The sequence below is a fragment of the Candidatus Omnitrophota bacterium genome (assembly GCA_041650805.1).
GTDB lineage: Bacteria > Omnitrophota > Gorgyraeia > 2-01-FULL-45-10 > 2-01-FULL-45-10 > JBAZKM01.
In genome coordinates this window covers 86765-111940 of record JBAZKM010000007.1, presented here as the reverse complement: position 1 = coordinate 111940, position 25176 = coordinate 86765, and the positions used below count along the sequence as shown (strand labels likewise).

Below are 25176 nucleotides of genomic sequence, written 5' to 3'. Positions count from 1 at the left end.
CCATACATGATAGAGTTGAGAGATATAAACAAGACGTATAGGACGGGCAAGGTGGGCGTAGCGGCCCTGCAGGGAGTATCTCTGTCGGTGGATGCGGGAGAGTTCCTGGCCATAATGGGCCCTTCCGGTTCCGGCAAGTCGACCCTTCTTCATCTGATGGGCTTCCTGGACCGTCCCGATTCCGGGCAGTATCATCTGGCGGGAAAAGATGTGACGAAGCTTGCCGATGACGAACTTGCAGTCCTGAGGAACAGCCTGATGGGTTTTATATTCCAGCAGTTCCATCTCCTCCCGCGGATAACCTCTCTTGAGAATGCGGAACTTCCCCTCATCTATGCTGGAAAACGCCACCTGAAGGAGAGGGCAACGGAGAAGATCAGGAGCGTGGGCCTCCTGAACAGGGCATCCCACCGGCCGAATGAACTCTCCGGTGGCGAACAACAGCGCGTTGCCATAGCCCGCTCCCTTGTGAATGAGCCGCCCATCATCCTGGCCGATGAACCGACGGGCAATCTCGATACCAGGAGCCAGAACGAAATAATGGCTATCCTGGGCGACCTGAATAAACAGGGCAAGACGATCATACTCGTCACCCACGAGGAGGAAGTCGCCGGGCATGCCGGCAGGGTCATAAAGATGCGGGACGGCAGGATCGTGTCCGATGAGAGGGTAAAAGGCGGCCCCGCAGGCGCGTCTCCCGTCGCCTCAAAACCGATCTCGATAGACCACATATTATCCGAAGGAAGCTCCAAGATAAAACGCGCCGAACTCACCGACCATCTGAAACAGGCCGTCTGGTCGATCGTCTCCCACAAGATGCGTTCGATGCTCTCCATGCTCGGCATACTGATAGGCGTGGCGGCGGTTATAGCGATGCTCGCCCTGGGCCAGGGCGCCAAGGAATCGATATCGCAGACGCTGGCCTCGCTCGGATCGAACCTGCTTATGGTAAGGGCAGGTTCCCACAGGGTCCATGGCGTATCGATGGAAGCCGGGACGGTGACGCGTTTCACTTTTCAGGACGTAGACGCCATTACCAAACTTCCCGGCGTGAAGAGGGTATCACCTACGGTAAGCGGCAAGGCACAGCTCGTCTATGCCAACAATAACTGGAATACCCAGGTCCAGGGCACGGGCGTCGGTTACAGCGAGATGCGCGCATCCGTGCCTACCATAGGCAGATTTTTTACGGAGGACGAGCTGAAGTCGCGTAAGCGCGTCGTCTTATTGGGCGCGACCGTGGCGAAAGAGCTCTTCGGCCAGGATAACCCGGTCGATTCGCTGGTCAGGGTGAACAGGATAGTATTCCAGGTGATAGGGCTCTTACCCGCAAAAGGGGCCAATATGTGGCATGACCAGGATGACCTTATAGTCATCCCTGTCACAACGGCCATGTACCGTGTCCTGGGCAAGGAATATATAGATTCCATAGATATCGAGGTGAGCGACCTCGCCCTGATGGACGGGGTCCAGGATTCCGTGAAAGAGACGATCATAAAGAACCACCGTCTTAACACAAAAGAGAGCGAAGATTCGTTCGAGATCCGTAATATGGCGGATATCCAGGAGACGATGATGAAGACGGCCCAGACGATGTCATGGCTCCTGGGGTCGATCGCGGCCATATCGCTCCTCGTGGGCGGCATAGGGATCATGAATATAATGCTCGTATCGGTTACCGAGAGGACGCGGGAGATAGGCCTCAGAAAGGCCATAGGCGCGCGCGACGCGGACATAATGACACAATTCCTGATAGAGGCGGTGGTGATGACCTTTACAGGCGGAGCGCTGGGTGTCATCTTCGGCTCCGGCATAGCTTTGCTCCTGTCGGTCTTCGCCGGGTGGACGGTGAAGGTATCGCTCTTTTCCGTCCTGCTCGCGACTATATTTTCCGTGATAGTGGGCATAGCATTCGGCTTATGGCCGGCGCGTCAGGCCTCCAGGCTGAATCCCATAGAAGCGCTGAGGTATGAATGACGTCACCGGCAAAGAGAGTCCTTAAGATGAAGAAGATATTCACTGTGATCATAGCCATTACGGCAGCGGTCTTTATCCTGGCCGTAACGAAGGACATGATAATAAAGGCCTCTGTCGAAAAAGGAGTTGAGATGGTCACGGGCCTGAAGATGGATATAGGAAGCTTCAGGGTCGGCCTCGTCAGGACCGTAGTGGAGATCAGGGACCTGAGGTTATTCAACCCGGGAGAGTTCAGCGACAGGGTCATGCTCGACATGCCCCGTATCTATGTCGATTATGACATCCAGTCCATCATGAAAGGCACCGTGCATCTGGCCGAGCTTAGATTATCTTTGACGGAGTTCTATGTCGTGAAGAATAAAAAAGGCGAGCTGAACCTGGATGCCCTCAAGGTGGTGCAGGCCGGGAGGAAAGGCGAGAGGCCGTCCGAAATGGATAAGGGGAAAACACCCAGGATACAGATCGACGTCCTGGAGCTCAATATAGGAAAGGTCATTTTCAAGGATTACTCCGTCGGCCCCTCTCCGTCAGTCAAGGTGTACGACATAGATCATCATGAAGAGTATACTGACATAACGGACCCGTATTCTCTCGTGAGCCTGATAGTCGTGAGGTCGCTGAGGAATACCGCCATTTCCAATTTTACGAGCTTCGATCTCAATAAACTGGAAGGCACCGTTTCCGGTACGCTGGACAAGGCCGGGAAAGTGGCGGGAAAGACCGTAGAGAAGGCGGAGAGCGTGGCGAAGGCGTTAAGCGGCATGATCATAAATCCATTAGGGGCGAAGAAGGAGTAATGTGATCTCGAAAAAGAGCGGGAATATGAAATGGCCGGGCGGCCTATTCAGGAGTTTTCGCACAAAACTTATGCTCGCCCTGGTAGGGGCAGTCCTCCTCTCGGGTATATTGAGCAATTTTATCGTATATGAGCACTCGCTCGCCTCCCAATTCAAATTCCTCCGCGGCATCCTGACGGTCATAACACAGACAGTCGCCCTGTCGGTGGACCCAGCAGTGCTTGAGATGATCCCGGCTGAGAGGGAGGGGATATATAGCCCCCAGTACAAAATAGTAGAAGAGAAGCTCTCGAATATCAGGAAGATCATCCCCGCCATCTCGTATATATATGTGCTTAAGAAGACGGACCGTCCGGGCATACTTAAATTCGTGATAGATATCAGGTCGGGCGGGACCGGCCAGGAGAAGAGGGCGCCGGCTTCCCACGGGGATGAATACGACGCGTCCGGTTTCCCGGAGATGCTCGAGGGTTTTAACGCCCCTTCGGCAGATAAGAAGATAACGTCCGACGAGTGGGGTGCGTCCATTTCCGCGTACGCCCCCATTCGACGCCCGGACGGCACGACCGCGGCCATCCTGGGGCTTGACATGTCCGCCTCGGACCTTGCCGTCATCCAGAAAGAGGTCAGGAAGAGGGCGGCGGCGGTCCTGGCCCTGGCGGTCTTTTTCGCCGTAGTCCTGGGGATACCGATGTCGGCAAGGGTCACGGGCCCTATAAAAAAACTGGCGGAGGGCACAAGGCATGTGGCGGAAGGGGACCTCTATTATGAAGTCGGGATAAAGGGCGGTGATGAGATAGCCGGTCTGGCAGAGTCCTTCAATATCATGTCCCGGCGCCTGAAAAAATACATCGGAGAGCTGGAACGCACGACCGCCGAAAAAGAGCGCCTTCTCAAAGAGCTGGAGATAGCCAAAGATATCCAGCAGAGCTTCCTTCCCCTCTCGGCTCCCGTCATAAACGGGTACGATATAGCGGCCTCGACATTCCCCGCGCGGATAGTCGGGGGAGATTTTTATGATTTCATACCGGTAGAAAAGGAGAAGTGGGGCATAACGGTGGCGGACGTATCCGGGAAGGGCATGCCCGCAGCCCTCTTCATGGCCCTCTGCAGGACGGTCCTCAGGGCAAGCACCATAGGAAAACTCTCCATAGCGGATGCCATAGTCAAGGCGAACCAGCTGATAGTAGAGGATAGCAGGACGAACCTTTTCGTAACGCTCTTTTACGCGCTCCTCGATTCGAAGAATAACCGCCTCGAGTACGTGAACGCAGGCCATAACCCGCCGCTTCTTATAAGGGAGGCGAAGAACGATATCGTCTTATTGAAAGCGCAGGGGATCCCTCTCGGGCTCTTCCCGCAGACGAGCATCTCTACGGCAGAGATAGGGCTCGAAAGCGGCGATGTGCTCGCGATATATACGGACGGTGTGGTCGAGGCCCTGAACGGTAATAATGAACAGTTCGGGACGGAGCGGCTTTCGAGGTCGGTCACCGAGAACCGCTCCCTTCCGCCGCGCGCTATAATCGAAAAGATACAGGATGAGCTTAAGTCCTTCACGGGAGACGAGCCGCAATTTGACGATATAACCCTGATGGTGCTGAAGGTCATTTAGAATCACGTTGCCCGGTGTACCTTACATGTGTTAATATCATATAATCGTCAAAGACGATGAGATAAAAGGAGAATAAGATGACGAACATATTCAATGCCGCCGAGATCATAGACATGGGGATAGAAAAAGAGAAGAAGCGCAGGGACTTCTATGCCCTAGTGGCTAAAAAATTCAAAGATAAAGAGATGCACGAACTCTTCACGCGCCTGGAGGGATGGGAGGACGAGCACATAAAGAAGTTCACCGAGATAAGGGCGAGCGTGGAAGACCTTGAGATAGCCGGATCGTACCAGGGGGAATTCGAGGCGTACATAAAGTCCGTTGTGGATGATATTCTCTATAAGCAGGTCTCCCCGGAATGGTTCGCCAGGAACGTGAAGTCGGAGCTCACGGCCATAAAGTACGGCATAGGATTTGAAAAGGATGCGATACTCTTCTTCGATGAGCTCCTCAGATATATGATGCCCCCTTATGAGGAGAAGGTCAGGATGCTCATACAAGAGGAGAAGAAGCATATAATATATCTCACCGAGATGAGACGGAAGTACGAATAGAGCGGCTGTGATGGTAAGAGGGAGTGTGCGTGTCAGAACTGCGTTATAACATCATTACGCGCGATTGGGTGGTCATAGCCACCGAACGGGCGAAGCGTCCCGAAGATTTCACCAAAGACCTCAAGGCGGCGCCGGCGCTGCCCGTATACAGGGAAGGCTGCCCCTTCTGTCCCGGGAACGAAGGCGACAGGAGCGACGAGACGTTCCGTCTCGGTGACCCAAGATCCTGGCGGACACGCTCGATATACAACAAATTCCCCGCCCTCTCGCACAGGGAAAAGCTTGAGCGGCGGGATAACGGCACCTGCCATTCGATAACCGGGTTCGGCATCGCCGAGGTCATAGTGGAGCACCCCCGCCATGATGCCGTCATCGCCCTGATGAACGATGCGGAGGTGGAAGATATAATCCGGACGTATCGGGCGAGGTATCTGGCGGTCCAGGACACAAGGGACATCGAGGCCGTCACGATATTCAAGAACCACGGTCCGCGGGCCGGCACGTCCCTCGAACATCCCCATTCGCAGCTTATAGCCACGCCTATAGTCCCTCCCAATGTGAGAAACCGCATAGAGAGCGCGACGACCTATTTCGATGCCACCGGCAGATGTCCGTTCTGCCATATGCTTGAGGAAGAGCTCCGTTCGCGGGTACGGATAGTGCTGGAGACGGAAAAGTTCGTCGCCTTCATGCCTTACGCCTCGTTCGCGCCTTTTTCCGTATGGATATTCCCGCGCAGGCACATGTCATCGTTCAACCAGATAGATGATGGGGAGACGGGCGACCTGGCCCATATACTGCGGGTGACGCTCGCCAAGCTCTATCACGGCCTGAAGAACCCGGACTTCAATTATACGATACGGTCGATCCCCGTGAGCGAAAAAGAGGTCAAGTATTTTCACTGGTACCTGAGCATAATACCCCGCATAACGAACCCTGCCGGTTTTGAGCTTGGGTCCGGCATATTCGTGAATGTAGCTCTGCCGGAAGAGAGCGCGGGATTCCTGCGGAAGATAGAATGCCCATGACAAAACAAGCGGTGCCGAAGATATATCCGGGGAAGGTCCTTATCGCAGCCGTACCGCTCATAGCTCTCTGCGTATGCGCGCCCGTCTCGCCGCGCTGCGAAACCGAACTTTCCGCGGGAGGGGGCAGTGTAAGGTCCCTTACTATAAAGGACGCCATACAGGTAGCCATGCTCAACAACAAGTCCATACAGATACAGGAAGAGGAGGTCGCGTTCGCCAGGTCCGATATCATGTACGCAAGGAGCCTCTTCCTGCCGCAGGTGAACGCCGGCTTTGGCTATACGCTTAACGACGCCACCCTTGCGCTGTCCCAGCCGGCCGCCAGCAGGAAAGACCCGGGCATATTCTCCGGGTATAAGAACGATAACCTTTTCGACCTATCCCTGGACGAATCGATCTATAACGGCGGCGCCAATATCGCCACGCTGAGACAGGCGAAGCTGCAGCTTAAGGCCCAGCAGGAGACGCTGCGCGCCGCGCGGCTCGAGGTGGAGTTCGAGACGAAGCGCCTCTTCTACGGGCTGCTCCTGGCGTACGAGACGAGACGTATAGCGCAGGACCTGGTAGACCAGGCAAAGGCCCACTACGAAGAGGTGCTCGCCAGGTTCGAACAGGGGACCTCCTCGAAGTTCGATGTACTCCAGTCGAAGACACAGGTGTCGCGCCTCATCCCGCAGCTCGTGAACGCCGATAATTCGATAGACCTGATAATGGCGGAATTGAAGAAGCTGCTCAGCATCAACATGTCCGAGACGGTCAGGGTCGAAGGCGTCCTGTCATATTCGCCCGTAGAGATAAAAGAGGACGATTTTCTGCATGAGGCCTACCAGAAGAACCCCGGCATGGTCCTGAAATTACTGGGCATAGATATAAACAGATGGGCGATAGAGTTCGCGAAGGCAGGGTGGCTTCCGCAGGTGAGCGCCACAGCCGATTACAGTTACCGCTCCGGCGATGTAAGCGATATGGTCAACCCCAGGCACAACAACTGGAATATCGGCATAAAGGCGACGATAGCCCTCTTCGACGGTTTCGCCACCAAGGCGAAGGTCGACGAGGCGAAGGCCCGGTATACGCAGGCGTTCCTCCAGAAAGAGGACATCATAGAGCAGATAGCCGTCGATATAAAGACCGCCTGCCTTGACCTCCGCGAGGCGAAAGCGATAATAGACGCCGAAAAGGATTCCATAGATGACGCGAAAGAGGCCCTGCGGCTGTCCGAGGTGCGGTACGTGAACGGGGTAGGGATAAACCTCGATGTCTTCGATTCCCAGGTTTCGCTGGCCCAGGTGGAACAGAGCCTGGCCCAGGGCATATACGATCATATAATGGCAAAGGCCGAGCTCGACAGGACTATGGGCAGAGAATTCAAAGGAGAATAGATATGAAAGTGAATATAGATCCCAAAATGAAAGAGAAGGTCACCGCCCTGGTGAATAAGAGGAAGAAGGCCGTCATGGCAGGCCTCGCGCTCGTCATATTTGCAGGCCTCGCGCTCGTCCTGTATTTCACGTACAACGCGTATGAGAAGTCGCGGGTCATAAAGGTATCCGGCTCGATCGAGGGGGATGACGTCCGCATATCTTTCAGGGTGAACGGCCAGATAGAAGAGCTGATCGCCGATGAGGGGACCGTCCTCAGGACAGGCGATATCGTAGCGCGGCTCAATAAGGACGAGCTGGGCAAGGTGAAGGCCGAGGCGGAGGCGGCGCTGAAGCTGGCGGAATACCAGTATGCCCTCGACAAACTGGATTACATAAGGGCGGAGAACCTCTTTAAGGAAGGCGCCATCTCCGCCCAGGAGCGCGACGCGGCGAAGACAAGGTCCGATACCGACAATGCGAACGTCGAGCAGCTGAAGGCGTCTCTGGAGCTGGCGGACACGAAGCTCGGCTGGGCGGACCTCGCATCACCGCTCAACGGTTACGTCATAGTGAAGAGCGCCCTGCAGGGCGAAGTGGTGCAGCCGGGCGCGCCGGTCTTCACCGCCATAGACCTGAACAATGTCTGGGTGACCGCCTATGTAGAGGAGCGGGACCTGGGGAGGGTGAAGTACAACCAGAAGGCATATATCATGACCGACACCTACCCGGGCAAGAGATATGACGGCCGGGTCTCTTTTATATCGCAGCAGACGGAATTCACTCCCAAATATATCCAGACGAACGAAGAGCGCGTGAAGTACGTCTACCGGATCAAGGTCAAAGCGGACAACTCCTCTCTCGACCTGAAACCGGGCATGCCTGCCGACGCCTACATTATGGTTGAATGACGATGTCCGTAATAAAAGCGACAAACCTCACCCGCAAATTCGGACCGCTCACAGCCGTAGACAACCTCAACCTCGATATACCCGAAGGCGAGATCTTCGGCCTCGTCGGTCCCGACGGGGCGGGGAAGACGACGACTATGCGCCTACTCACCGGCATCCTCGATCCCACTTCCGGGGAGGGGTGGGTATATGGCAAACATATAGTGAAAGAGGCGGAGACGCTCAAGGATAATATCGCCTACATGTCCCAGCGCTTCGGGCTTTACGAGGAACTGAGCGTCCTGGAGAATATAAATTTTTACGCAGATGTTTACGGGGTGGGCAAAGAGCATAGGACCGAGACGATAGACCGCCTCCTCGGCTTCTCCGGCCTCCTGCCTTTCAAGGCTCGTTTCGCCGGCAAGTTATCCGGAGGCATGAAACAGAAGCTCGGCCTGGCATGCGCCCTCATCCACACCCCCCGCGTCCTTTTTCTCGACGAGCCCACCAACGGCGTCGACCCGGTCTCGAGAAGGGACTTCTGGAATATCCTGTACGATCTCCTGAAGGAGAAGGTCACCATATTCTGTTCCACCTGCTACCTTGACGAGGCCGAGCGCTGCCGCAGGGTCGGCCTGATGCACAAGGGGAAGCTCCTCCGCTGCGACCCTCCGGAGGCGATCAAGAAGGAGTGCAACGTAAAGACGCTGGAAGAGGCGTTCGTGATAATAGTGAAGGAATATGAGCGGACAAACCCCCGATAATATCGCGGTCAGCGTGAAGGACCTCGAGAAGAAGTTCGGCGATTTCACCGCCGTGAACCGGATCAATTTTGAGGTCAACCGGGGCGAGATATTCGGATTCCTCGGCCCGAACGGCGCCGGTAAATCGACCACCATAAGGATGCTCTGCGGCATAATAAGCCCCACTTCGGGCACGGGCCGCGTGGGAGGTTACGATATAATAAAAGAGCAGGCCAGGATAAAAGAGAATATCGGATACATGTCGCAGAAATTCTCTCTCTACAATGACCTGACGGTGGAAGAGAATATCAACTTTTACAGCGGCATATACAGGATACCGGCCGGCGAGAAGAAGGAGCGTTTCGAGGCCACCATACGCACCGCGGGCCTGGAAGGGATGGCCTCGAGCCTCACCTCGACGCTCGCGGGCGGATGGAAGCAGCGTCTCGCCCTGGGATGCGCTCTCATCCATAAGCCCCGGATCATATTCCTCGACGAGCCGACCTCGGGGGTCGACCCCATAACCCGCGCCAATTTCTGGGACGTCATAAAGGCCCTGGCCGCCGACGGGGTGACCGTCTTCGTGACCACCCATTATATGGACGAGGCGGAGAACTGTAACCGCATGGTCCTCATATACCACGGCACCATCATCGCCGCGGGCACGCCGCAGGAGATGAAGACGAAGTGCATGAAGGACGAGGTGCTTGAGATAACGCTGGCAGATTCCCAGGACTGGCTCGACAGGATCAGCAGGATAGACGGCGTCAAGGAAGCGGCCCTTTTCGGGGCGGCCATACACGCGGTCGTCTATGACAGTTCAAAGGCGATACCGGCGATAAAGAGGTCCCTGGAAGGCGCGAAGATCGGGGATTTTTCGGTCGATAAGATCATGCCTTCGCTCGAAGACGTATTCGTCTCCTCTATAGAAGAATATGACAAAAGAGAGCTTAAGAAGAATTAAGGCCATAGCCTGGAAGGAGTTGATCCAGATAAAGCGGGACCCGCGCTCGCTCACCCTGGCCCTCGGGATCCCCGTATTCCTCCTTTTGATCTTCGGCTACGGCCTATCCCTGGATATAGATAAGGTGCCGACCGTCATCTGGAACCAGGACGCCTCTTCGGAGCTCTCCCGCGATTTCCTGCTCAATTTCAGGAATTCCAGGTACTTCAAGATAGTCGGATATACCGATAACTACCGGGACATAGAGCGGATGATAAACAGCGGCAAGGTGATCATGGCGCTCGTCATACCGAAGGACTTCTCCCGGTATATAAAGGCCGGCGCCACCGCGCCGTTACAGCTCCTGATGGACGGGAGCGACGCCAACACCGCTACGATAGCCAGGGGTTATGTGCGGGCAGTCGTCTCCGGCTACAACGTGAAGCTCCTGACCGGGGCGCTTGCGTCACGCGGCCTCGAGCCCTCCAAATCGCTCGATGCCCGCTCCAGGATCTGGTATAACATGGGCCTCACCAGCACGTGGTTCATCGCCCCGGGCGTCATAGCGATGATCATCATGATAATCGCGGCGCTCCTGACGTCGATCTGCATAGCCAGGGAGTGGGAGAGGGGCACCATGGAACAGCTCATCTCAACCCCGGTAAAAGGGAAGGAGCTCGTCATAGGAAAGTTCCTGCCTTATTTCGCGATCGGTTTTTTCGACCTCTCCGTCGGGGTGCTGATGGCCATATTTTTGTTCGGCGTCCCTTTCAGGGGCAGTTACTTTTTACTTGTCACCCTGAGCTTCCTCTTTTTGACGGGGGCCCTGTCGCAGGGCATATTGATCTCCACGGTGGCCAGGACTCAGCTCATGGCAAGCCAGCTGGCGACCCTGACCACCATGATACCGACCATGATACTGTCGGGGTTCATATATCCTATCTTTAATATGCCCAAGGCGCTCCAGACGGTGACTTACTTTATCCCCGCGCGTTATTACATCACCATATTGAGGGACCTCTTCCTTAAAGGCGGAGGCATAGATGTCGTGTGGGATGAGGCGGTCTTCCTGGTCATGTTCGCCGCGCTGATGCTGACCCTCGCGGTGCGGAAATTCAAGAAGAAGGTGACATAATAATGTTCGAGAGGGCCCTGGCGATACTCATAAAAGAATTCAAACAGGTCTTCCGCGATCCGCGGATGAAGACGGTCATATTCGTTACCCCGCTCGTCCAGATAATCCTCTTCGGCTACGCCGCCAATAAAGACATCAACTACGTCCCGACGGCGATATATGACCGGGACAACACCGTCGAAAGCCGGGAATTGCTGCGGAGGTTCACGTATTCAAGATATTTCGTGCCCGAACATTATATATCGAGCTCAAAAGAAGAGGACCTGCTCCTTGACAAGGGGCAGGCGAGCATAGTCATAAAGATCGACCGCGGCTTCGGCCGTGACCTCAAGGCAGGCAAGGACGCCCAGGTCCAGCTGGCATTCGACGGCACCGACTCGAATACGGCGATGGTCGTCATGGGTTATGCGGATACCGTCATAAGCGATTACTCTTATGAGCTTATGAAGAATAAGGCCGCCGCGAGCGGGGAAGTGAGCAACGTGCCGAGCATAGAATTGAGGGACCGCCCGTGGTTCAACGGCAACCTCATATCCAGGGACTATTACCTCCCCGGTGTCATATCTATCATAGTCACTATGATGTCCCTTCTCCTGACGGCCATGGCCATAGTCAAAGAGAAGGAGATAGGCACCATGGAACAGCTTATCGTGAGCCCGCTCAAACCGATCGAACTCATCATGGGGAAGCTCCTCCCTTTTGCGATAATCGCCCTTGTCCAGATCACCCTGATCACGCTGCTCGGGGTCTTCTGGTTCCATCTGCCTCTCCGGGGGAGCATCGTATTATTGCTCTTCTCCACATGCATATACCTCTTCACCACTTTAGGCATAGGGCTCTTCATATCCACAATATCCTCGACCCAGCAGGAGGCGATGATGTCGGTATTCCTCTTCTTCATGCCGACGATGCTCCTCTCCGGGTTCGCGTATCCGATCGCCAACATGCCGCCCATCATCCAGTGGTTCACCTTTTTAAATCCCCTGAGATATTTCATGGTCGTCATAAGGAGCATATTTTTGAAGGGGGTTGGCATCGAAGTCCTATGGATACAGCTCCTGCCGCTCCTTATAATGGGGCTATTTATAATAACGCTCAGCGCTTCCAAATTCCGCAAGAGCATGGGGTAGAGGCCGCGGTCCCTTAACTTATTGACAAAAAATAATGGCGGGTGTAACATGCTCAGGCAGAGGAAAAAATCCAAAAAAAGGAGAGTGTATATGAGGAAGATAAGTATATTGACCGCTATCATATTGCTGGCGGGCTTAATGTCGGCCCCGCAGGGCAATGCCGTGGAGAACAAGTGGACGGCGCTGGTGGATGAATCGGGTAAGGTGCTCGACGAGATCCAGCAGATGCCCGACCAGAGCATACCGGAAGACCTTATGAGGGACTGTTCGGCGATCGCGATATTCCCTTCCACCATATCCGCCGGGTTCGGGATAGGCGGCAAGTACGGCCAGGGGATCATCATGGTCAGGGACGAAAAGGGCAGCGGCTGGTCAGCCCCCGCCATATTCACCATAGTGGGCGGCAGCCTCGGCTGGCAGATAGGCGGCCAGGCGACCGATTTTGTGCTGCTGGTGATGAACAGGCGCAGCGTCGACGGGATATTGCAGGGCAAGTTCAAGCTAGGGGCCGATGCCTCCGTAGCCGGAGGGCCGGTCGGCAGGGCCGCCGAGGCCTCTACCGATGCCCAGTTAAAAGGCGGGATCCTGTCATATTCGAGGAGCCGCGGCCTTTTCGCCGGGGTGAAGCTCGAGGGCGCCGCGCTCGCACAGCACTGGGACGGGAATAAGGAGATGTACGGCAAGAGCTTGTCCGCCCAGGAGATACTTATCGGGAAGAAGGCCCAGATGCCTAAATCCGCCGACAGGGTACTGGCCGTCCTGAACAAATACAAAAAATGAGCTATATAGTATTCGCAAGAAAGTACAGGCCGAAGACATTCGATGAGATAATCGGCCAGACGCATATAACGGCCACGCTCAGGAATGCCATAGCCCAGGACCGCGTCGCCCACGCGTACATCTTCTCGGGGCCGCGCGGTGTGGGGAAGACGACGACCGCGCGTATACTCGCCAAGTCGCTCAACTGCGCGAAGCCGAAGGGCCCGGAACCGTGCAACTCGTGCCCTTCCTGTAACGAGATAACGGACGGGACGAGCCTCGATATACTCGAGATAGACGGCGCATCGAACAGGGGGATAGATGAGATAAGGAACCTGCGCGATAATGTAAGGTTCGCGCCGTCCAAAGGCAAGTTCAAGGTATATATAATAGACGAAGTCCACATGCTCACCGAGCCCGCCTTCAATGCCCTGCTGAAGACGCTCGAAGAGCCGCCGCCGCACACGATATTCATATTTGCCACGACCCAGGCGTATAAGATCCCGCCGACGATACTGTCGCGGTGCCAGAGGTTCGATTTTAAGCGTATCTCCACCAAAGAGATATTCGGGAGCTTAAAGGCCATAGCGAAGGACGAACGGCTCTCCGTCAAAGACGACGTCCTGATGCTCATCTCGAAATACGCAGACGGCGGTATGAGGGACGCCCAGGTGATACTTGACCAGATAATCTCTTTTACCGAGGGGAAGGCCGATACCGCAGATGTCCTGAAGATCCTGGGCGGCGTGGATGAAGAGATGCTCTTCGGCCTTGCCGGCTGCATCGAAAAACGGGACGCATCCGGCGCGCTCGGTATGATAGACCGCCTGATAGACGACGGCAGGGACCCTTTCCAGGTGGTCTCGGGGCTCATAGAGCATTTCCGTAATATCTCGGTCACCAGGATAAGCGAAAAGCCGGACCTGCTTATAGAGGCGGGTCCCGACAAGATAAAGCGTTACAGGGACCAGGGCCAGAATTTCACGATAGAGGACATCCTCTATATATTATATACGCTGTCAAATACGATAGACCTCATGAGGAAGTCGAATATGGCGAGGATACCTCTCGAGATCGCCCTGGTGAAGCTCACAAGACGCGGCCCCGGCATCCGGATCTCGGATATCATGGAGCGGATCGGCCGCCTCGAAGAGAAGCTCGGCTGCGCCCGGCCGATGGCCGCCGATCAGCCGCATCAGCCTAAAGAGATACGTACCCCGCCCGCGCGGGCAGAGCAGGCGCCCGTTCAGGAGAGAGAGAAGAAGCAGGAGCGGCGGCCGGAGAACCCTCCGCCGTCACCCGGCCATGCCGTCGCGATAGACGAGATATTGAGCTATTGGAACGGTGTCATCGACTACATAAAGTCGCGTAAGATATCGGTCGCTTCCTACCTCCAGGAAGGGTACCCGGTGGCCGTAGAAGGCCGCACCCTTTCGGTAGGTTTTCCGAAAGAATGCCAGTTCCATAAAGAGGTATTGGAGTCGCCCGAGAACAGGCGCCTGATAGAGGAGGCCCTGAAGTACGTGCTGAACAATGACCTGAAGATATCCCTTACGCTGGCGGAACCAAGCCAGGGCAGGGACCGGGCGCATAACGGCGAAAGGTCAACGGATGACGGTGAGGGTGGCGGCGCGCCGTCCGGTGACGGCCCAAAGAGAGGGGTTGACCCTATCATAGAGACGGCCCTTGAGATATTCGGCGGAGAGGTATCGGAGCCCAGGCCTAATAAGGGGAGGGCGCGTTGAGCGGTTTCCCGCCTTCCATGAAGGTGCTTATAGGCGAATTCTCAAAGATGCCGGGGATCGGCCCCAAGACCGCCCAGCGGCTCGCATTCCACATACTGAGATCCACCAGGGCCGACGCCGATGCGCTGGCAAAGGCGGTCATAAAGGTCAAGGAGTCGGTAAGGTTCTGCGGGATATGCAATAACCTGAGCGACGGCGATATATGCGATATATGCTCTGCCAGGTCGCGGGATAAGTCGTTCCTCTGCATAGTGGAAGAGCCGAACGATATCGTCGCGGTAGAGCGTTCCGGGACGTTCAACGGCATATACCATGTGCTCCTGGGCTCCCTGTCACCCCTGGACGGTATAGGACCGGAAGACCTGAAGATAAAGGAGCTGCTCGAGAGGGTCAAAAAAGAGCGTTTCAGGGAGATAGTGATAGCGACGGACTTCAATACGGAAGGTGAGGCGACCGCCCTCTACCTTATAAAGGTCCTCAAGGGGTCCGGCGCCCGGCTTACGCGGGTCGCCTACGGCATACCGGTAGGGAGCGACCTCGAATACGCAGACCAGGCGACGATAACGAAGGCATTCGAGGGGCGCCGCGAGGCAAAAGACAAATAACCTTGACCTCACCGCTATCCTGTGATATAATTCCGATGTATGTATGGCCCAGGGCGTTTCCTGCGCCATAATAAAAATGGAGGGATCATGGGGACTATCGAGGCTGTTAAGAAGGGTTTTTCGGTAGCTACTAAGAATTTAGGCCTTGTTTTGGTCATATTTGCGTTTAACCTGATATGGAACCTGGCAAGCATACCGTTCGCCCAGGCGCCCGGTACTACGGTCACCCCGCAGGCCACCGCGTCAGCGATGGCTCTAAGCATAGTATTTATCCTTGCGAGCATATTCGTCCAGGGTGGGTCCCTGGGTATCGTAAGGGATTCTATAAAGGAAGGGTCGGCGAAACTGGGCAAGTTCGCTTCCTACGGCTTAAAGTATTACATAAAGCTCTTTGGCCTGGGGCTCCTTATAATATTGGTCATAGCCGTCTTTGCGCTGATCGCGACCATAATCATAGCGGCGACCACCCCCATCAATAACCCGGTCGTGACGGCCGTAGCCGCCATAATAGCCATAACGATAGGCGCCGTGGGGCTGTATTGTATACTGCTTCTTATGATGTCCCCGTATGTCCTCGTATGCGAGGAGTCCGGTGTGGTAGCCTCGATGAAGAGGAGCATGGAGGTCGTAAGGAAGGCGATAGGGAGGGTGCTGCTGCTCCTGGTCGTCCTCATACTGATATCGCTCGGCATAGGTTTCCTTATCGGGTTCGTTATCGGGATAACGACCGCGGCGATGCCCGTAAAGGTAAGCCAGGTCGTCATAGGTGTTATCAATAGCGCCTTCAACGGCTATCTGGGAGTTGTTATGATGGCCAGCTTCATGACGATATATCTCGCGCTTGCGGGAAAAGAGAAGGTAGCTGCGCAGAAAGTATTTTAAATTTTAAAATGAAAGATTTGATAGAGATCCGCTGGCATGGCAGGGGCGGCCAGGGTGCGAAGACGGCCGCTCTTTTGCTTGCCGATGCGGCCCTCACTTCAGGAAAGTACATACAGGCATTCCCGGAATACGGCCCCGAGAGGATGGGGGCGCCGGTCACGTCCTTTAACCGCCTATCATCGAAGCCCATAGTGCTCCACTCAGGCGTACTCAGCCCGGATGTCGTCGTAGTACTCGACCCGACATTGACGGAGGCCGTCGATGTGACCGAAGGCATGCCCGCAGGCGGGGTCCTGCTCATAAATACCGATAAGGCGCCCTCCCTGATAAAGGATGAGCTGAAGGTCCCCGGCGGGATAAAGGTATTCACGGTCGATGCCTCCACCATATCCAAAGAGACGATAGGAAGAGATATCCCAAATACACCGATGCTCGGAGCCCTCATAAAGGCGACGGGCCTCCTGGATTTTAAAGAGATGCTTGAGGACACAAAGAAGAAGCTGCAGAAGAAGTTCAAGTCGAAGCCGGAAGTTATCGAGGGCAACCTGAAAGCGATAGAGCGGGCATATAACGAGGTTAAGGCATAGATGGAAATGCGCGCAAAAAAAGAGATAAAACCGGGCTGGAAGACGCTTCCCGAGGGCGACCTCATAATAGGGGGCGGCACCGCCAGGGAGTTCAAGACAGGCGACTGGAGGAGTGAGCGGCCGGTCCATATCCCGGAGAAGTGCATACACTGCCTCACCTGCTGGATATACTGCCCGGACTCAGCGGTCATCGTCAAGGACGGCAAGGTCGTCGGGTTCGACTATGATCACTGCAAGGGTTGCGGCATCTGCGCTCACGAATGCCCGGTCAAGGGCAAGGCGATAAAGATGGTATCGGAGCGGGAAGCGAAGGCAAAAAAGTAATATGGCGAAATCGAACATAGTAGCGAGGACCGGTAACGAGGCGATGGCAGAGGCGATGCGTCAGGTGGATCCGGACGTCGTCGCGGCCTATCCCATAACGCCGGCCACGGAAGTGGTGCAGATATTTGCCGGTTATGTAGCGGACGGCATCGTCTCCACGGAGTTCATCCCTGTGGAGAGCGAACATTCGGCCATGTCGGCCTGTATAGGCGCCTCGGCCGCAGGCGGCAGGGTGATGACGGGCACCTCAAGCCAGGGGCTGGCCCTTATGGCAGAGATGCTCTATATCGCCGCGGGTCTCCGTTTACCGATAGTGCTGGCCGATGTCAACAGGGCCCTGTCCTCACCTATAAATATACACTGCGACCATTCCGATACGATGATGGTGAAGGATGCCGGATGGATACAGATCTTCTCGGAGAACGCCCAGGAGGCATATGATAATATGCTGCAGGCCGTACGTATAGCCGAGACGGTCCGCCTCCCCGTAGTAGTCACCACGGACGGTTTTATAATAAGCCACGGCATGGAGCGTATCGAGATAGTCGACGATAAGGATGCCAAAGATTTCCTTGGCGCATACAGGCCGCAATATTATCTCCTTAACACCGAAAAGCCGATAACCGTCGGCGCCCTCGACCTCACAGATTACTATTTTGAGCATAAGATGCAGGAGATCGAGGCGATGAAGAAATCCGTCCCGCACATCATAGATATAGGTAAGGAGTACGGCAAACTGACAGGCCGCTCATACTCACTCTTTGAGAATTATAAGATGGACGACGCCGAATGCGCCATAGTGGCGATGGGTTCGACCGCGGGCACCACGAAGGCCGTTGTGGACAACCTGAGAGAGAAGGGGCTGAAGGCGGGGCTCCTCAAACCGAGGGTCTTCAGGCCGTTCCCCAAGGATGAGATCGCCTCGGCCCTCAAGGGTGTGAAGGCGGTAGCGGTGATGGACAGGTCCGATTCCATGAACGGCCAGGAAGGGCCGCTCTGCGTGGAGATAAAGGCGGCGCTTTACGATAACGGCATCAACAAGGCGCTCCTCAATTACATCTACGGCCTCGGCGGCCGCGAGATAAAGATGGATGATATAGAGTCCGTATATAATGACCTGTTTGACGCGGTAAAAGGGAAGAAGAAAGAGCGGATCACTTATCTGGGTGTGAGAGAATAAATATGGCCAATCTTAAGGAACTTTCAAAGGGTAAAGAGTTATTCACGGGCGGCCACAGGGCCTGCGCCGGATGCGGCGCCGTGGTCATAGCGCGCCAGGTCATAATGGCCGCAGGGCCCGATACGATAGTCGTGAATGCCACGGGATGCCTCGAGGTGGTATCGACCATATTCCCGTATACCGCCTGGAACGTCCCGTTCCTCCACAGCGCTTTCGAGAACGCCGGCGCAACCATAAGCGGCGTAGAGTCGTTGTATAAGGCATGGAAGAAGCAGGGGCGGATCAATAAGAAGATCAATTTCATAGCGTTCGGCGGTGACGGCGGCACATACGACATAGGCCTGCAGTCGCTCTCCGGGGCCCTCGAGCGCGGCCATAATATACTGTACGTCTGTTATAATAATGAGGCGTACATGAATACCGGCGTACAGCGCTCCGGCGCCACGCCCAGGGGGGCAGATACTACGACGGCCCCGGCGGGAAAGGTGAAACAGGGCAAGGAGCAGTACAGGAAAGACCTCACAGAGATCATGGTGGCCCACAAAATACCGTATGCGGCACAGTCGGTGATCGGGAACTGGCGCGACCTGATGTCTAAGGTCGAAAAGGCGCTCGCCATAGAAGGGCCCAAGTTCATCAACGTCTTCCAGCCTTGCCGGCTCGGGTGGAGCTATAAGCCGGAGCTCACATGCGAGCTGGGACGCCTCTCGGCCGATACCTGCGTATGGCCTCTGTACGAAGTGGTGAACGGCCAGTATAAGATCACCTATAAGCCTAAGGTCAAGAAACCCATAACGGAATGGATCAATGCCCAGGGCCGGTTCCGCCACCTCCTCAAGGCGGAGAACAAGCCGATAGTGGATGACCTGCAGGGTTTCGTAGATAAGAATTGGGAAGGCCTTCTGAAGAAGGAAGGTATGACGCCGGCCGCCAGCGTGCCCCAGGGCGCGCCGAAGGCCTAGGTTATATCAGGTAAGTCCCCTCCGGTAATCGCAATCTCCTTTTCCGCAGACCGCGCAAGGCGATAGATCTTCTTTAAATAACCCCCCGGGACCTATGGCCATTACGGCCGACACAGATTTCCGCGGCACCATCATATATGCTCCGGTCAAACTGACGCCCGCCTTCGAGAAATCGAGGGCCGTATCCATCGTGCGCTGCTCCTCCAGGGGCCAATCGCAATAGCCGGGTGAGAAACGCATCGAGACGCTTTCGCCCTGCCCGGCGCGGCCGGACCTGAGCGCTCTTTCCGTATCTTCGGCGAGCGATTCGACCGCTATCGAGCCGGTCCTGTCGAGCATATACCCGCGCAGCTCCTCTCCTCCGGACATCCATGCGCCTGCCTGCCGCTCAAGGTCCGGACCGATCGTCGCCAGGAAGATATAGAGCCGGACGGCCCCCGCGATATGCGAGGAGACCCTGGGGCTTTTGAATGTGATAGGGCCGTCTATCGTGAACGATCCCGGAGAGAGCGAGATGATCTTTCTCTCCAGGGATATGACGCGCGGCCTGGCCAGCGCCTTCGCCTTATCAAGGCACTCACCCGCATGCGCGCTTATCTCTTTGGAGCCCCTTATCCGCTCCTGCCGGAATAATTCCTCTTTCACCCACTTCCAATCGATCGCCGGGACCTTCTTCATAGTGTTCCTATTATAATCTCCCATTTGACATTTGTCATTGGGAATTAATTTGGAATTTGACATTTGGCATTGGAAATTAACAGGTCAAATTTTAATCTTGAATAACAAAAATCGATGCTATATACTAATGGGAAATCAAAGGGGGGTTCTATGGACAGGACGAAGATCCTTTTGGAAGAGAGAGACATGCCGCAGTGCTGGTACAACATCCTGGCAGACCTGCCTGTGCCGCTGCCGCCTCCTCTGCACCCGGGGACCAAAGATCCGGTGGGACCGCAGGACCTGGCCCCCATATTCCCGATGGGCCTGATAGAGCAGGAGGTCTCTTCGGAGCGCTTCATAAGGATACCGGACGAGATCGTCGATATATACCGGCTCTGGAGGCCTACGCCGCTCTTCAGGGCGCGCCGTCTCGAGGCGGCCATAGATACGCCCGCCAGGATATACTATAAATACGAAGGCACCTCCCCGGTAGGCAGCCACAAGCTGAATACGTCTATCGCCCAGGCCTACTATAATAAGAAGGAAGGCGTGAAACGGCTCACCACCGAGACGGGCGCCGGCCAGTGGGGGATGGCGCTCGCCCTGGCATGCAATTTCTTCGGCCTGGGCTGCACCGTCTACATGGTGAAGGTCAGTTTTACGCAGAAACCTTACAGGAAGTCCGCGATGAACCTCTGGGGCGCCAAGGTCATAGCGAGCCCCAGTAACCTCACCGATGCCGGAAGGGGTGTATTGAAGGCCCACCCGGATACGCCGGGGAGCTTGGGCATAGCCATAAGCGAGGCCATAGAGGAGGCGGTCAAGTCGGGCGGAGAAGCGAAATACGCGCTCGGCAGCGTCCTGAACCACGTACTACTGCACCAGACGGTCATAGGCGAGGAGGCGAAGAAACAGTTCGCCCTCGTAGGCGACTATCCGGACACCGTCATAGGCTGCGTCGGCGGAGGCAGTAACTTTGCCGGCATAGCGTTCCCTTTTATAGCCGATAAGATCAGCGGCAAAAAGACAAAATTCATCGCGGTAGAGCCGTCCGCGTGCCCTACGCTCACCAAGGGGAAGTATGTCTACGATTTCGGCGATGTCGCCAGGATGACGCCGCTCCTCAAGATGTATACATTGGGCCATGATTTCATACCGGCGGGCATACACGCGGGGGGCCTCAGGTACCACGGCATGTCCCCCATAATAAGCCTCTTATTCAAAGAGCGGATCATCGATGCCGTTTCGTACAATCAGATACCGGTATTCGACGCAGCGCTCACCTTTGCCAAGGCGGAGGGTATAGTCCCGGCCCCCGAATCCGCGCACGCCATAAAGTGCGTCATAGACGAGGCCGCGAAGGCAAAACATGCCGGCGAGGAGAAGGTGATACTCTTCAACCTGAGCGGCCACGGGTATCTCGATATGGCCGCTTATGATAATTACCTTGCCGGGAAGCTCGAGGATTTCGAATATTCACAGAAAGAGGTGGATACGGCGCTCAAGAACCTTCCCGGGTGATACGGGGGAAAAATTCTTGACAATAGTCCTTTCTGTGATATGATGGGTCTGAAGATATAGAACGGACAAAGGCGTCCACAAAAGCTTTGCTATGTGTGGACGCTTTTTTATTTTTCCTGAACAATGCTCATAAAATGGGCAGAATCTGTCCAATAATTATGCCGACAAATACAGGTATGAAGATAACGGAGAAGGAAGTCCTGAGCACGGACGGCCAGGTCCGCGTCGTAAGGATGTCCATATCCTCGCCGGACATAGCGCGCCGGGCGCGGCCCGGGCAGTTCGTCGTGCTGATGGTCTCGGACAAGGGGGAGAGGATACCGCTCACCATAGTCGAGAGCGACAGCCGGGAGGGCACCGTCACCATAATATTCCAGGAGGCGGGGCTCAGCACGCGGCTCCTGGGAAAGATGGAGAAGGGGGAGACCCTCTATGCCCTGGTCGGACCCCTCGGCCACGCGACCGGGATCATGGACCACGGCAAGGTCATAATCATCGGCGGAGGCGTCGGCGCGGCGGAGATATACCCTGTGGTAAAGGCGTTCGAAGCCGCAGGCTGCCATGTCGCTACCATACTGGGGGCGAGGACCAAAGGGCTCCTGATACTCGAGAAGGAACTTAAGAGACATTCCAAAGAATTTTATGTTACCACAGACGACGGCACAGCAGGCAGGAAGGGATTTACGACAGACGTCCTTAAAGAGCTCCTGGCAAAAGGCGGCTATGATCTCATATACGCGGTAGGCCCTATCCCCATGATGAGGAAGGTCGCCGTGACCGCGGCCGGTTCCGGGGTTAAGACGATCGTGTCGCTGAATGCCCTGATGGTCGATGCCACCGGCATGTGCGGTTGCTGCAGGGTCACCGTAGGAGGCCGTACGCAATTCAGCTGCGTCGACGGCCCGGAATTCGACGCCGCTCTGGTCGACTGGGATGAGCTGGCCAAGAGGAACGCCGTATACTGCGACAAAGAGAAACACATCTGTAAACTCAATAACCTATGAAGAAGATACCCGTAAAGGCAAAGGAAGTCCCCGCCTCCGAGCGCGCCGCAAACTTCCGCGAGGTCGTCTCGGGATACGGCGAAGAAGAGGCGCTCCTGGAAGCGGCGCGTTGCCTCCAGTGCAAGAAGCCGCTCTGCATAGCAGGATGCCCCGTAGGTATAGACATAAAGACGTTCATTCGCCATATAACGCTCAAGGATTACAGGAGCGCGTATTCCACCATAAGGGAGAAGAATAACTTCCCGTCCATATGCGGCAGGGTCTGCCCGGCCGAATACCAGTGCCGTCTGGCCTGCGTCCTGACGAAGAAGGGCCTCCCGTTCGCGTCTCCCGAAGCGATAAACATACATTTTCTTGAAAGGTTCGCCGGCGATTACGGCATGAAGGAGACGGCGCTCGCCTCTCCCGCAAAAGACGCGAAGCTCTCGAAATTCAAAGTCGCGGTCGTAGGATCGGGTCCGGCAGGGCTCTCGTGCGCGGGCGAGCTGGCCAGGCACGGGGTGCGCGTCACCGTCTTCGAGGGTCTCCACAGGCCCGGCGGAGTCCTGAGATACGGCATACCGCCGTTCCGTCTCCCGAGGGAGATCCTCGACTTTGAGATAGAGTCCCTGAAGAGCATGGGGGTGGAGATAGCGGACAATTTCATCGTAGGGAGGGTCAGGACGATCGAGGAGCTGTTCGGGGAAGGTTTCTCGGCGGTATTCCTCGGCCTCGGCGCGGGGATACCCTCTTTTATGGGGATACCCGGAGAGAACCTCTGTAATATATATTCCGCCAACGAGTTCCTGACGAGGGTGAACCTCATGTCTGCCTACAGGTTCCCGGAGTTCCACACGCCGGTCAATATAGGTAAGCACGTCGTGGTTATAGGCGGGGGCAATACGGCGATGGATGCGGTAAGGGCGGCCCTGCGGCTGCAGCGGATGAACGGCCTGACCCCGGACGCGAGCATATTCTACAGGCGTACCGAGACGGAGATGCCCGCAAGGCGCCTCGAGATAGAGCACGCCAAAGAGGAGGGGGTCAAGTTCAGGTTCCTGGTCAAGCCGGAAAAGTTCACCGGCGATGAAAAGGGTCTTGTCACCGGGATAATATGCAAGGAATGCCGCCTGGGCGAGCCGGACTCATCCGGCAGGCCGCGCCCGGTCCCGGTAGAAGGGAGCGATTTTGAGGCCGATTGCGATATGGCCATAATAGCCATAGGTCTCAAGGCGAACGAGATACTTACGAAGGTGACGCCGCAGATCAAGACGGACAAGTACGGCGATGTCGTTGTCGACCCGGAGACGATGGAGACATCGATAAAGGGCGTCTATGCGGGCGGTGATATAGTGGGCGGCGAAGGCACGGTGATCGAGGCTATGGGGATGGCGAAGTCGGCATCCCGCGCGATCATAGAATATCTTAAGAAGAAATAAAAAAGGAGGGGATATGTCGGCGAAGAGAGTGGAAGAGTTCATGACAAAGGTCATACAGAAGAACCCCGGCGAGACCGAGTTCCACCAGGCGGTGCGTGAGGTGGTGGAATCTGTAATGCCGTACATCGAAAAGAACATGAAGTATGCCAAACATAAGGTGCTCGAGCGCATGGTGGAGCCGGAGCGGGTGATAATGTTCCGCGTTCCCTGGTTCGATGACAAGGGAGAGGTGCAGATAAACAGGGGTTACCGCATACAGATGAACAGCGCCCTCGGGCCGTATAAAGGCGGGATCCGTCTCCACCCGAGCGTCAACCTCGGCATACTGAAGTTCCTGGCGTTCGAGCAGGTGTTCAAGAACAGCCTCACGACGCTTCCGATGGGCGGCGCCAAGGGCGGTTCCGACTTCGACCCGAAGGGAAAATCGGACAACGAGGTGATGAGGTTCTGCCAGAGTTTCATGAACGAACTTTTCAGGCACATAGGCCCGGATACGGACGTCCCGGCAGGCGACATAGGCACCGGCGGCCGCGAGATAGGTTTCCTCTTCGGCCAGTACAAGAAGCTGCGCAATGAGTTCACGGGCGTACTCACCGGGAAGGCCCTGGCATGGGGCGGGAGCCTCATAAGGCCGGAGGCGACCGGTTACGGCTGTGTCTACTTCACCCAGGAGATGATGAAGACGAGGGGCCAGTCGCTCAAAGGGAAGATCTGCGCCATATCCGGGTCCGGCAACGTCGCTCAGTACACAGTAGAGAAACTGATACATTTCGGCGCCGTATGCGTCACGCTCTCTGATTCCGACGGATACATCTATGACCCGGACGGCATAAATGAACAGAAGCTCGCCTTCGTCATGGAGCTGAAGAACGAGAGGCGCGGCCGCATAAAGGAATACGCGGATAAGTACAACTGCAAGTTCTTCCCGGGCAAGCGGCCGTGGGAAGTGAAGTGCGATATGGCCTTCCCGTCCGCGACGCAGAACGAGATAAGCGAAGCCGACGCAAAGAAACTGGTGAAGAACGGCTGCATATGCATAGGGGAGGGCGCCAACATGCCTTCCACGCCCGAGGCGATCGAGGTATTCCAGAAGGCGAAGATACTGTACGCGCCGGGCAAGGCGTCAAACGCGGGCGGCGTGGCGACGAGCGGCCTCGAGATGTCCCAGAACAGCCAGCGCTTCGCGTGGTCGAGGGAAGAGGTCGACGAGAAGCTCCAGAGGATAATGGTAAGCATACACGAATCGTGCGTGAAGTACGGGAAACAGGGCGATTACATCGATTACGTAAAAGGCGCCAATATCGCCGGGTTCATCAAGGTGGCCCACGCGATGGTGGACCAGGGTCTGGTGTAATC

24 protein-coding genes are annotated in these 25176 nt (G+C 55.8%); 23 read left to right on the top strand and 1 reads right to left on the bottom strand.

Features of this window, described 5'->3' with window-relative positions; all coding sequences use genetic code 11:
• Nucleotides 1–6 precede the first annotated feature (6 nt).
• The 19 genes from WC515_06505 (at nucleotide 7) to WC515_06415 (ending at nucleotide 19217) form a co-directional block, all read left to right on the top strand.
• Nucleotides 7–1977 carry an ABC transporter permease gene (locus tag WC515_06505; GenBank protein ID MFA5147003.1) on the top strand — a complete coding sequence of 657 codons (1971 nt, stop codon included), beginning with the start codon at nucleotides 7–9 and terminating at the stop codon, nucleotides 1975–1977.
• Entirely contained in the window at nucleotides 1974–2774 is an 801-nt protein-coding gene (locus WC515_06500; protein ID MFA5147002.1) for a hypothetical protein, read from the top strand. Before WC515_06505 ends, WC515_06500 begins: the two co-directional genes overlap by 4 nt.
• A gap of 1 nt (nucleotide 2775) precedes the next feature.
• The gene (locus WC515_06495) at nucleotides 2776–4389 is read left to right on the top strand and encodes a PP2C family protein-serine/threonine phosphatase (protein ID MFA5147001.1); all 1614 of its coding nucleotides are present in this window, start codon (nucleotides 2776–2778) and stop codon (nucleotides 4387–4389) included.
• 77 nt (nucleotides 4390–4466) lie between these two features.
• Complete coding sequence (locus WC515_06490; GenBank protein ID MFA5147000.1) at nucleotides 4467–4943, top strand: ferritin family protein; 477 nt, start codon at nucleotides 4467–4469, stop codon at nucleotides 4941–4943.
• A 29-nt stretch (nucleotides 4944–4972) separates the two neighbouring features.
• Nucleotides 4973–5971, top strand: coding sequence for a galactose-1-phosphate uridylyltransferase (galT, locus tag WC515_06485; protein ID MFA5146999.1), 999 nt, complete (start codon nucleotides 4973–4975; stop codon nucleotides 5969–5971).
• Nucleotides 5968–7353: a TolC family protein gene (locus WC515_06480; GenBank protein ID MFA5146998.1), complete on the top strand. Its 1386-nt coding sequence runs from the start codon at nucleotides 5968–5970 to the stop codon at nucleotides 7351–7353. Before galT ends, WC515_06480 begins: the two co-directional genes overlap by 4 nt.
• 2 nt (nucleotides 7354–7355) lie before the next feature.
• The gene (locus WC515_06475; protein ID MFA5146997.1) at nucleotides 7356–8243 is read left to right on the top strand and encodes an efflux RND transporter periplasmic adaptor subunit; all 888 of its coding nucleotides are present in this window, start codon (nucleotides 7356–7358) and stop codon (nucleotides 8241–8243) included.
• Nucleotides 8244–8245: 2 nt separating this feature from the next.
• Nucleotides 8246–8986, top strand: a complete 741-nt coding sequence (locus WC515_06470; protein ID MFA5146996.1) for an ABC transporter ATP-binding protein — start codon at nucleotides 8246–8248, stop codon at nucleotides 8984–8986.
• Nucleotides 8964–9929, top strand: a complete 966-nt coding sequence (locus WC515_06465) for an ABC transporter ATP-binding protein (protein ID MFA5146995.1) — start codon at nucleotides 8964–8966, stop codon at nucleotides 9927–9929. Before WC515_06470 ends, WC515_06465 begins: the two co-directional genes overlap by 23 nt.
• Entirely contained in the window at nucleotides 9901–11043 is a 1143-nt protein-coding gene (locus WC515_06460) for an ABC transporter permease (protein MFA5146994.1), read from the top strand. Before WC515_06465 ends, WC515_06460 begins: the two co-directional genes overlap by 29 nt.
• A 2-nt stretch (nucleotides 11044–11045) precedes the next feature.
• Entirely contained in the window at nucleotides 11046–12173 is a 1128-nt protein-coding gene (locus WC515_06455; protein MFA5146993.1) for an ABC transporter permease, read from the top strand.
• 90 nt (nucleotides 12174–12263) lie between these two features.
• Nucleotides 12264–12953, top strand: coding sequence for a lipid-binding SYLF domain-containing protein (locus WC515_06450; GenBank protein ID MFA5146992.1), 690 nt, complete (start codon nucleotides 12264–12266; stop codon nucleotides 12951–12953).
• Entirely contained in the window at nucleotides 12950–14677 is a 1728-nt protein-coding gene (gene dnaX / locus WC515_06445; protein MFA5146991.1) for a DNA polymerase III subunit gamma/tau, read from the top strand. The genes WC515_06450 and dnaX overlap by 4 nt, the downstream gene beginning before the upstream one ends.
• Before the next feature lie 17 nt (nucleotides 14678–14694).
• Nucleotides 14695–15282, top strand: coding sequence for a recombination mediator RecR (gene recR, locus WC515_06440; protein ID MFA5146990.1), 588 nt, complete (start codon nucleotides 14695–14697; stop codon nucleotides 15280–15282).
• Nucleotides 15283–15369: 87 nt separating this feature from the next.
• The gene (locus WC515_06435) at nucleotides 15370–16164 is read left to right on the top strand and encodes a hypothetical protein (GenBank protein ID MFA5146989.1); all 795 of its coding nucleotides are present in this window, start codon (nucleotides 15370–15372) and stop codon (nucleotides 16162–16164) included.
• Between the two features lie 8 nt (nucleotides 16165–16172).
• Complete coding sequence (locus tag WC515_06430) at nucleotides 16173–16751, top strand: 2-oxoacid:acceptor oxidoreductase family protein (protein ID MFA5146988.1); 579 nt, start codon at nucleotides 16173–16175, stop codon at nucleotides 16749–16751.
• A 6-nt stretch (nucleotides 16752–16757) separates the two neighbouring features.
• Nucleotides 16758–17075: a 4Fe-4S binding protein gene (locus WC515_06425; protein ID MFA5146987.1), complete on the top strand. Its 318-nt coding sequence runs from the start codon at nucleotides 16758–16760 to the stop codon at nucleotides 17073–17075.
• 1 nt (nucleotide 17076) lies between these two features.
• Nucleotides 17077–18255, top strand: a complete 1179-nt coding sequence (locus WC515_06420) for a transketolase C-terminal domain-containing protein (protein MFA5146986.1) — start codon at nucleotides 17077–17079, stop codon at nucleotides 18253–18255.
• Between the two features lie 2 nt (nucleotides 18256–18257).
• A complete protein-coding gene (locus WC515_06415) occupies nucleotides 18258–19217 on the top strand; it encodes a thiamine pyrophosphate-dependent enzyme (protein MFA5146985.1) in 960 nt (319 codons plus the stop codon).
• Between the two features lie 6 nt (nucleotides 19218–19223).
• Here the strand turns inward: WC515_06415 and WC515_06410 are convergent, their stop codons facing one another.
• On the bottom strand, nucleotides 19224–19919 hold the full coding sequence (locus WC515_06410; protein ID MFA5146984.1) for a vitamin B12 dependent-methionine synthase activation domain-containing protein: 696 nt from the start codon (nucleotides 19917–19919) through the stop codon (nucleotides 19224–19226).
• Between the two features lie 126 nt (nucleotides 19920–20045).
• On the opposite strand from WC515_06410, the gene WC515_06405 reads away from it, so the two are divergent.
• The 4 genes from WC515_06405 (at nucleotide 20046) to gdhA (ending at nucleotide 25174) form a co-directional block, all read left to right on the top strand.
• Nucleotides 20046–21398, top strand: a complete 1353-nt coding sequence (locus WC515_06405) for a TrpB-like pyridoxal phosphate-dependent enzyme (GenBank protein MFA5146983.1) — start codon at nucleotides 20046–20048, stop codon at nucleotides 21396–21398.
• Between the two features lie 176 nt (nucleotides 21399–21574).
• The gene (locus tag WC515_06400) at nucleotides 21575–22402 is read left to right on the top strand and encodes a sulfide/dihydroorotate dehydrogenase-like FAD/NAD-binding protein (protein ID MFA5146982.1); all 828 of its coding nucleotides are present in this window, start codon (nucleotides 21575–21577) and stop codon (nucleotides 22400–22402) included.
• Nucleotides 22399–23820, top strand: coding sequence for an NADPH-dependent glutamate synthase (gene gltA / locus WC515_06395; GenBank protein ID MFA5146981.1), 1422 nt, complete (start codon nucleotides 22399–22401; stop codon nucleotides 23818–23820). Before WC515_06400 ends, gltA begins: the two co-directional genes overlap by 4 nt.
• 13 nt (nucleotides 23821–23833) lie before the next feature.
• A complete protein-coding gene (gene gdhA, locus WC515_06390; GenBank protein ID MFA5146980.1) occupies nucleotides 23834–25174 on the top strand; it encodes an NADP-specific glutamate dehydrogenase in 1341 nt (446 codons plus the stop codon).
• The last annotated feature ends 2 nt before the right edge of the window (nucleotides 25175–25176 follow it).

Coding starts and splice junctions, on each gene's coding strand:
- WC515_06505 (MFA5147003.1), top strand. CDS start 7: ATGATAGAGTTGAGAGATATAAACAAGACGTATAGGACGGGCAAGGTG.
- WC515_06500 (MFA5147002.1), top strand. CDS start 1,974: ATGACGTCACCGGCAAAGAGAGTCCTTAAGATGAAGAAGATATTCACT.
- WC515_06490 (MFA5147000.1), top strand. CDS start 4,467: ATGACGAACATATTCAATGCCGCCGAGATCATAGACATGGGGATAGAA.
- WC515_06480 (MFA5146998.1), top strand. CDS start 5,968: ATGACAAAACAAGCGGTGCCGAAGATATATCCGGGGAAGGTCCTTATC.
- WC515_06475 (MFA5146997.1), top strand. CDS start 7,356: ATGAAAGTGAATATAGATCCCAAAATGAAAGAGAAGGTCACCGCCCTG.
- WC515_06470 (MFA5146996.1), top strand. CDS start 8,246: ATGTCCGTAATAAAAGCGACAAACCTCACCCGCAAATTCGGACCGCTC.
- WC515_06465 (MFA5146995.1), top strand. CDS start 8,964: ATGAGCGGACAAACCCCCGATAATATCGCGGTCAGCGTGAAGGACCTC.
- WC515_06460 (MFA5146994.1), top strand. CDS start 9,901: ATGACAAAAGAGAGCTTAAGAAGAATTAAGGCCATAGCCTGGAAGGAG.
- WC515_06455 (MFA5146993.1), top strand. CDS start 11,046: ATGTTCGAGAGGGCCCTGGCGATACTCATAAAAGAATTCAAACAGGTC.
- WC515_06450 (MFA5146992.1), top strand. CDS start 12,264: ATGAGGAAGATAAGTATATTGACCGCTATCATATTGCTGGCGGGCTTA.
- dnaX (MFA5146991.1), top strand. CDS start 12,950: ATGAGCTATATAGTATTCGCAAGAAAGTACAGGCCGAAGACATTCGAT.
- recR (MFA5146990.1), top strand. CDS start 14,695: ATGAAGGTGCTTATAGGCGAATTCTCAAAGATGCCGGGGATCGGCCCC.
- WC515_06435 (MFA5146989.1), top strand. CDS start 15,370: ATGGGGACTATCGAGGCTGTTAAGAAGGGTTTTTCGGTAGCTACTAAG.
- WC515_06430 (MFA5146988.1), top strand. CDS start 16,173: ATGAAAGATTTGATAGAGATCCGCTGGCATGGCAGGGGCGGCCAGGGT.
- WC515_06425 (MFA5146987.1), top strand. CDS start 16,758: ATGCGCGCAAAAAAAGAGATAAAACCGGGCTGGAAGACGCTTCCCGAG.
- WC515_06420 (MFA5146986.1), top strand. CDS start 17,077: ATGGCGAAATCGAACATAGTAGCGAGGACCGGTAACGAGGCGATGGCA.
- WC515_06415 (MFA5146985.1), top strand. CDS start 18,258: ATGGCCAATCTTAAGGAACTTTCAAAGGGTAAAGAGTTATTCACGGGC.
- WC515_06410 (MFA5146984.1), bottom strand. CDS start 19,919: ATGGGAGATTATAATAGGAACACTATGAAGAAGGTCCCGGCGATCGAT.
- WC515_06405 (MFA5146983.1), top strand. CDS start 20,046: ATGGACAGGACGAAGATCCTTTTGGAAGAGAGAGACATGCCGCAGTGC.
- WC515_06400 (MFA5146982.1), top strand. CDS start 21,575: ATGAAGATAACGGAGAAGGAAGTCCTGAGCACGGACGGCCAGGTCCGC.
- gltA (MFA5146981.1), top strand. CDS start 22,399: ATGAAGAAGATACCCGTAAAGGCAAAGGAAGTCCCCGCCTCCGAGCGC.
- gdhA (MFA5146980.1), top strand. CDS start 23,834: ATGTCGGCGAAGAGAGTGGAAGAGTTCATGACAAAGGTCATACAGAAG.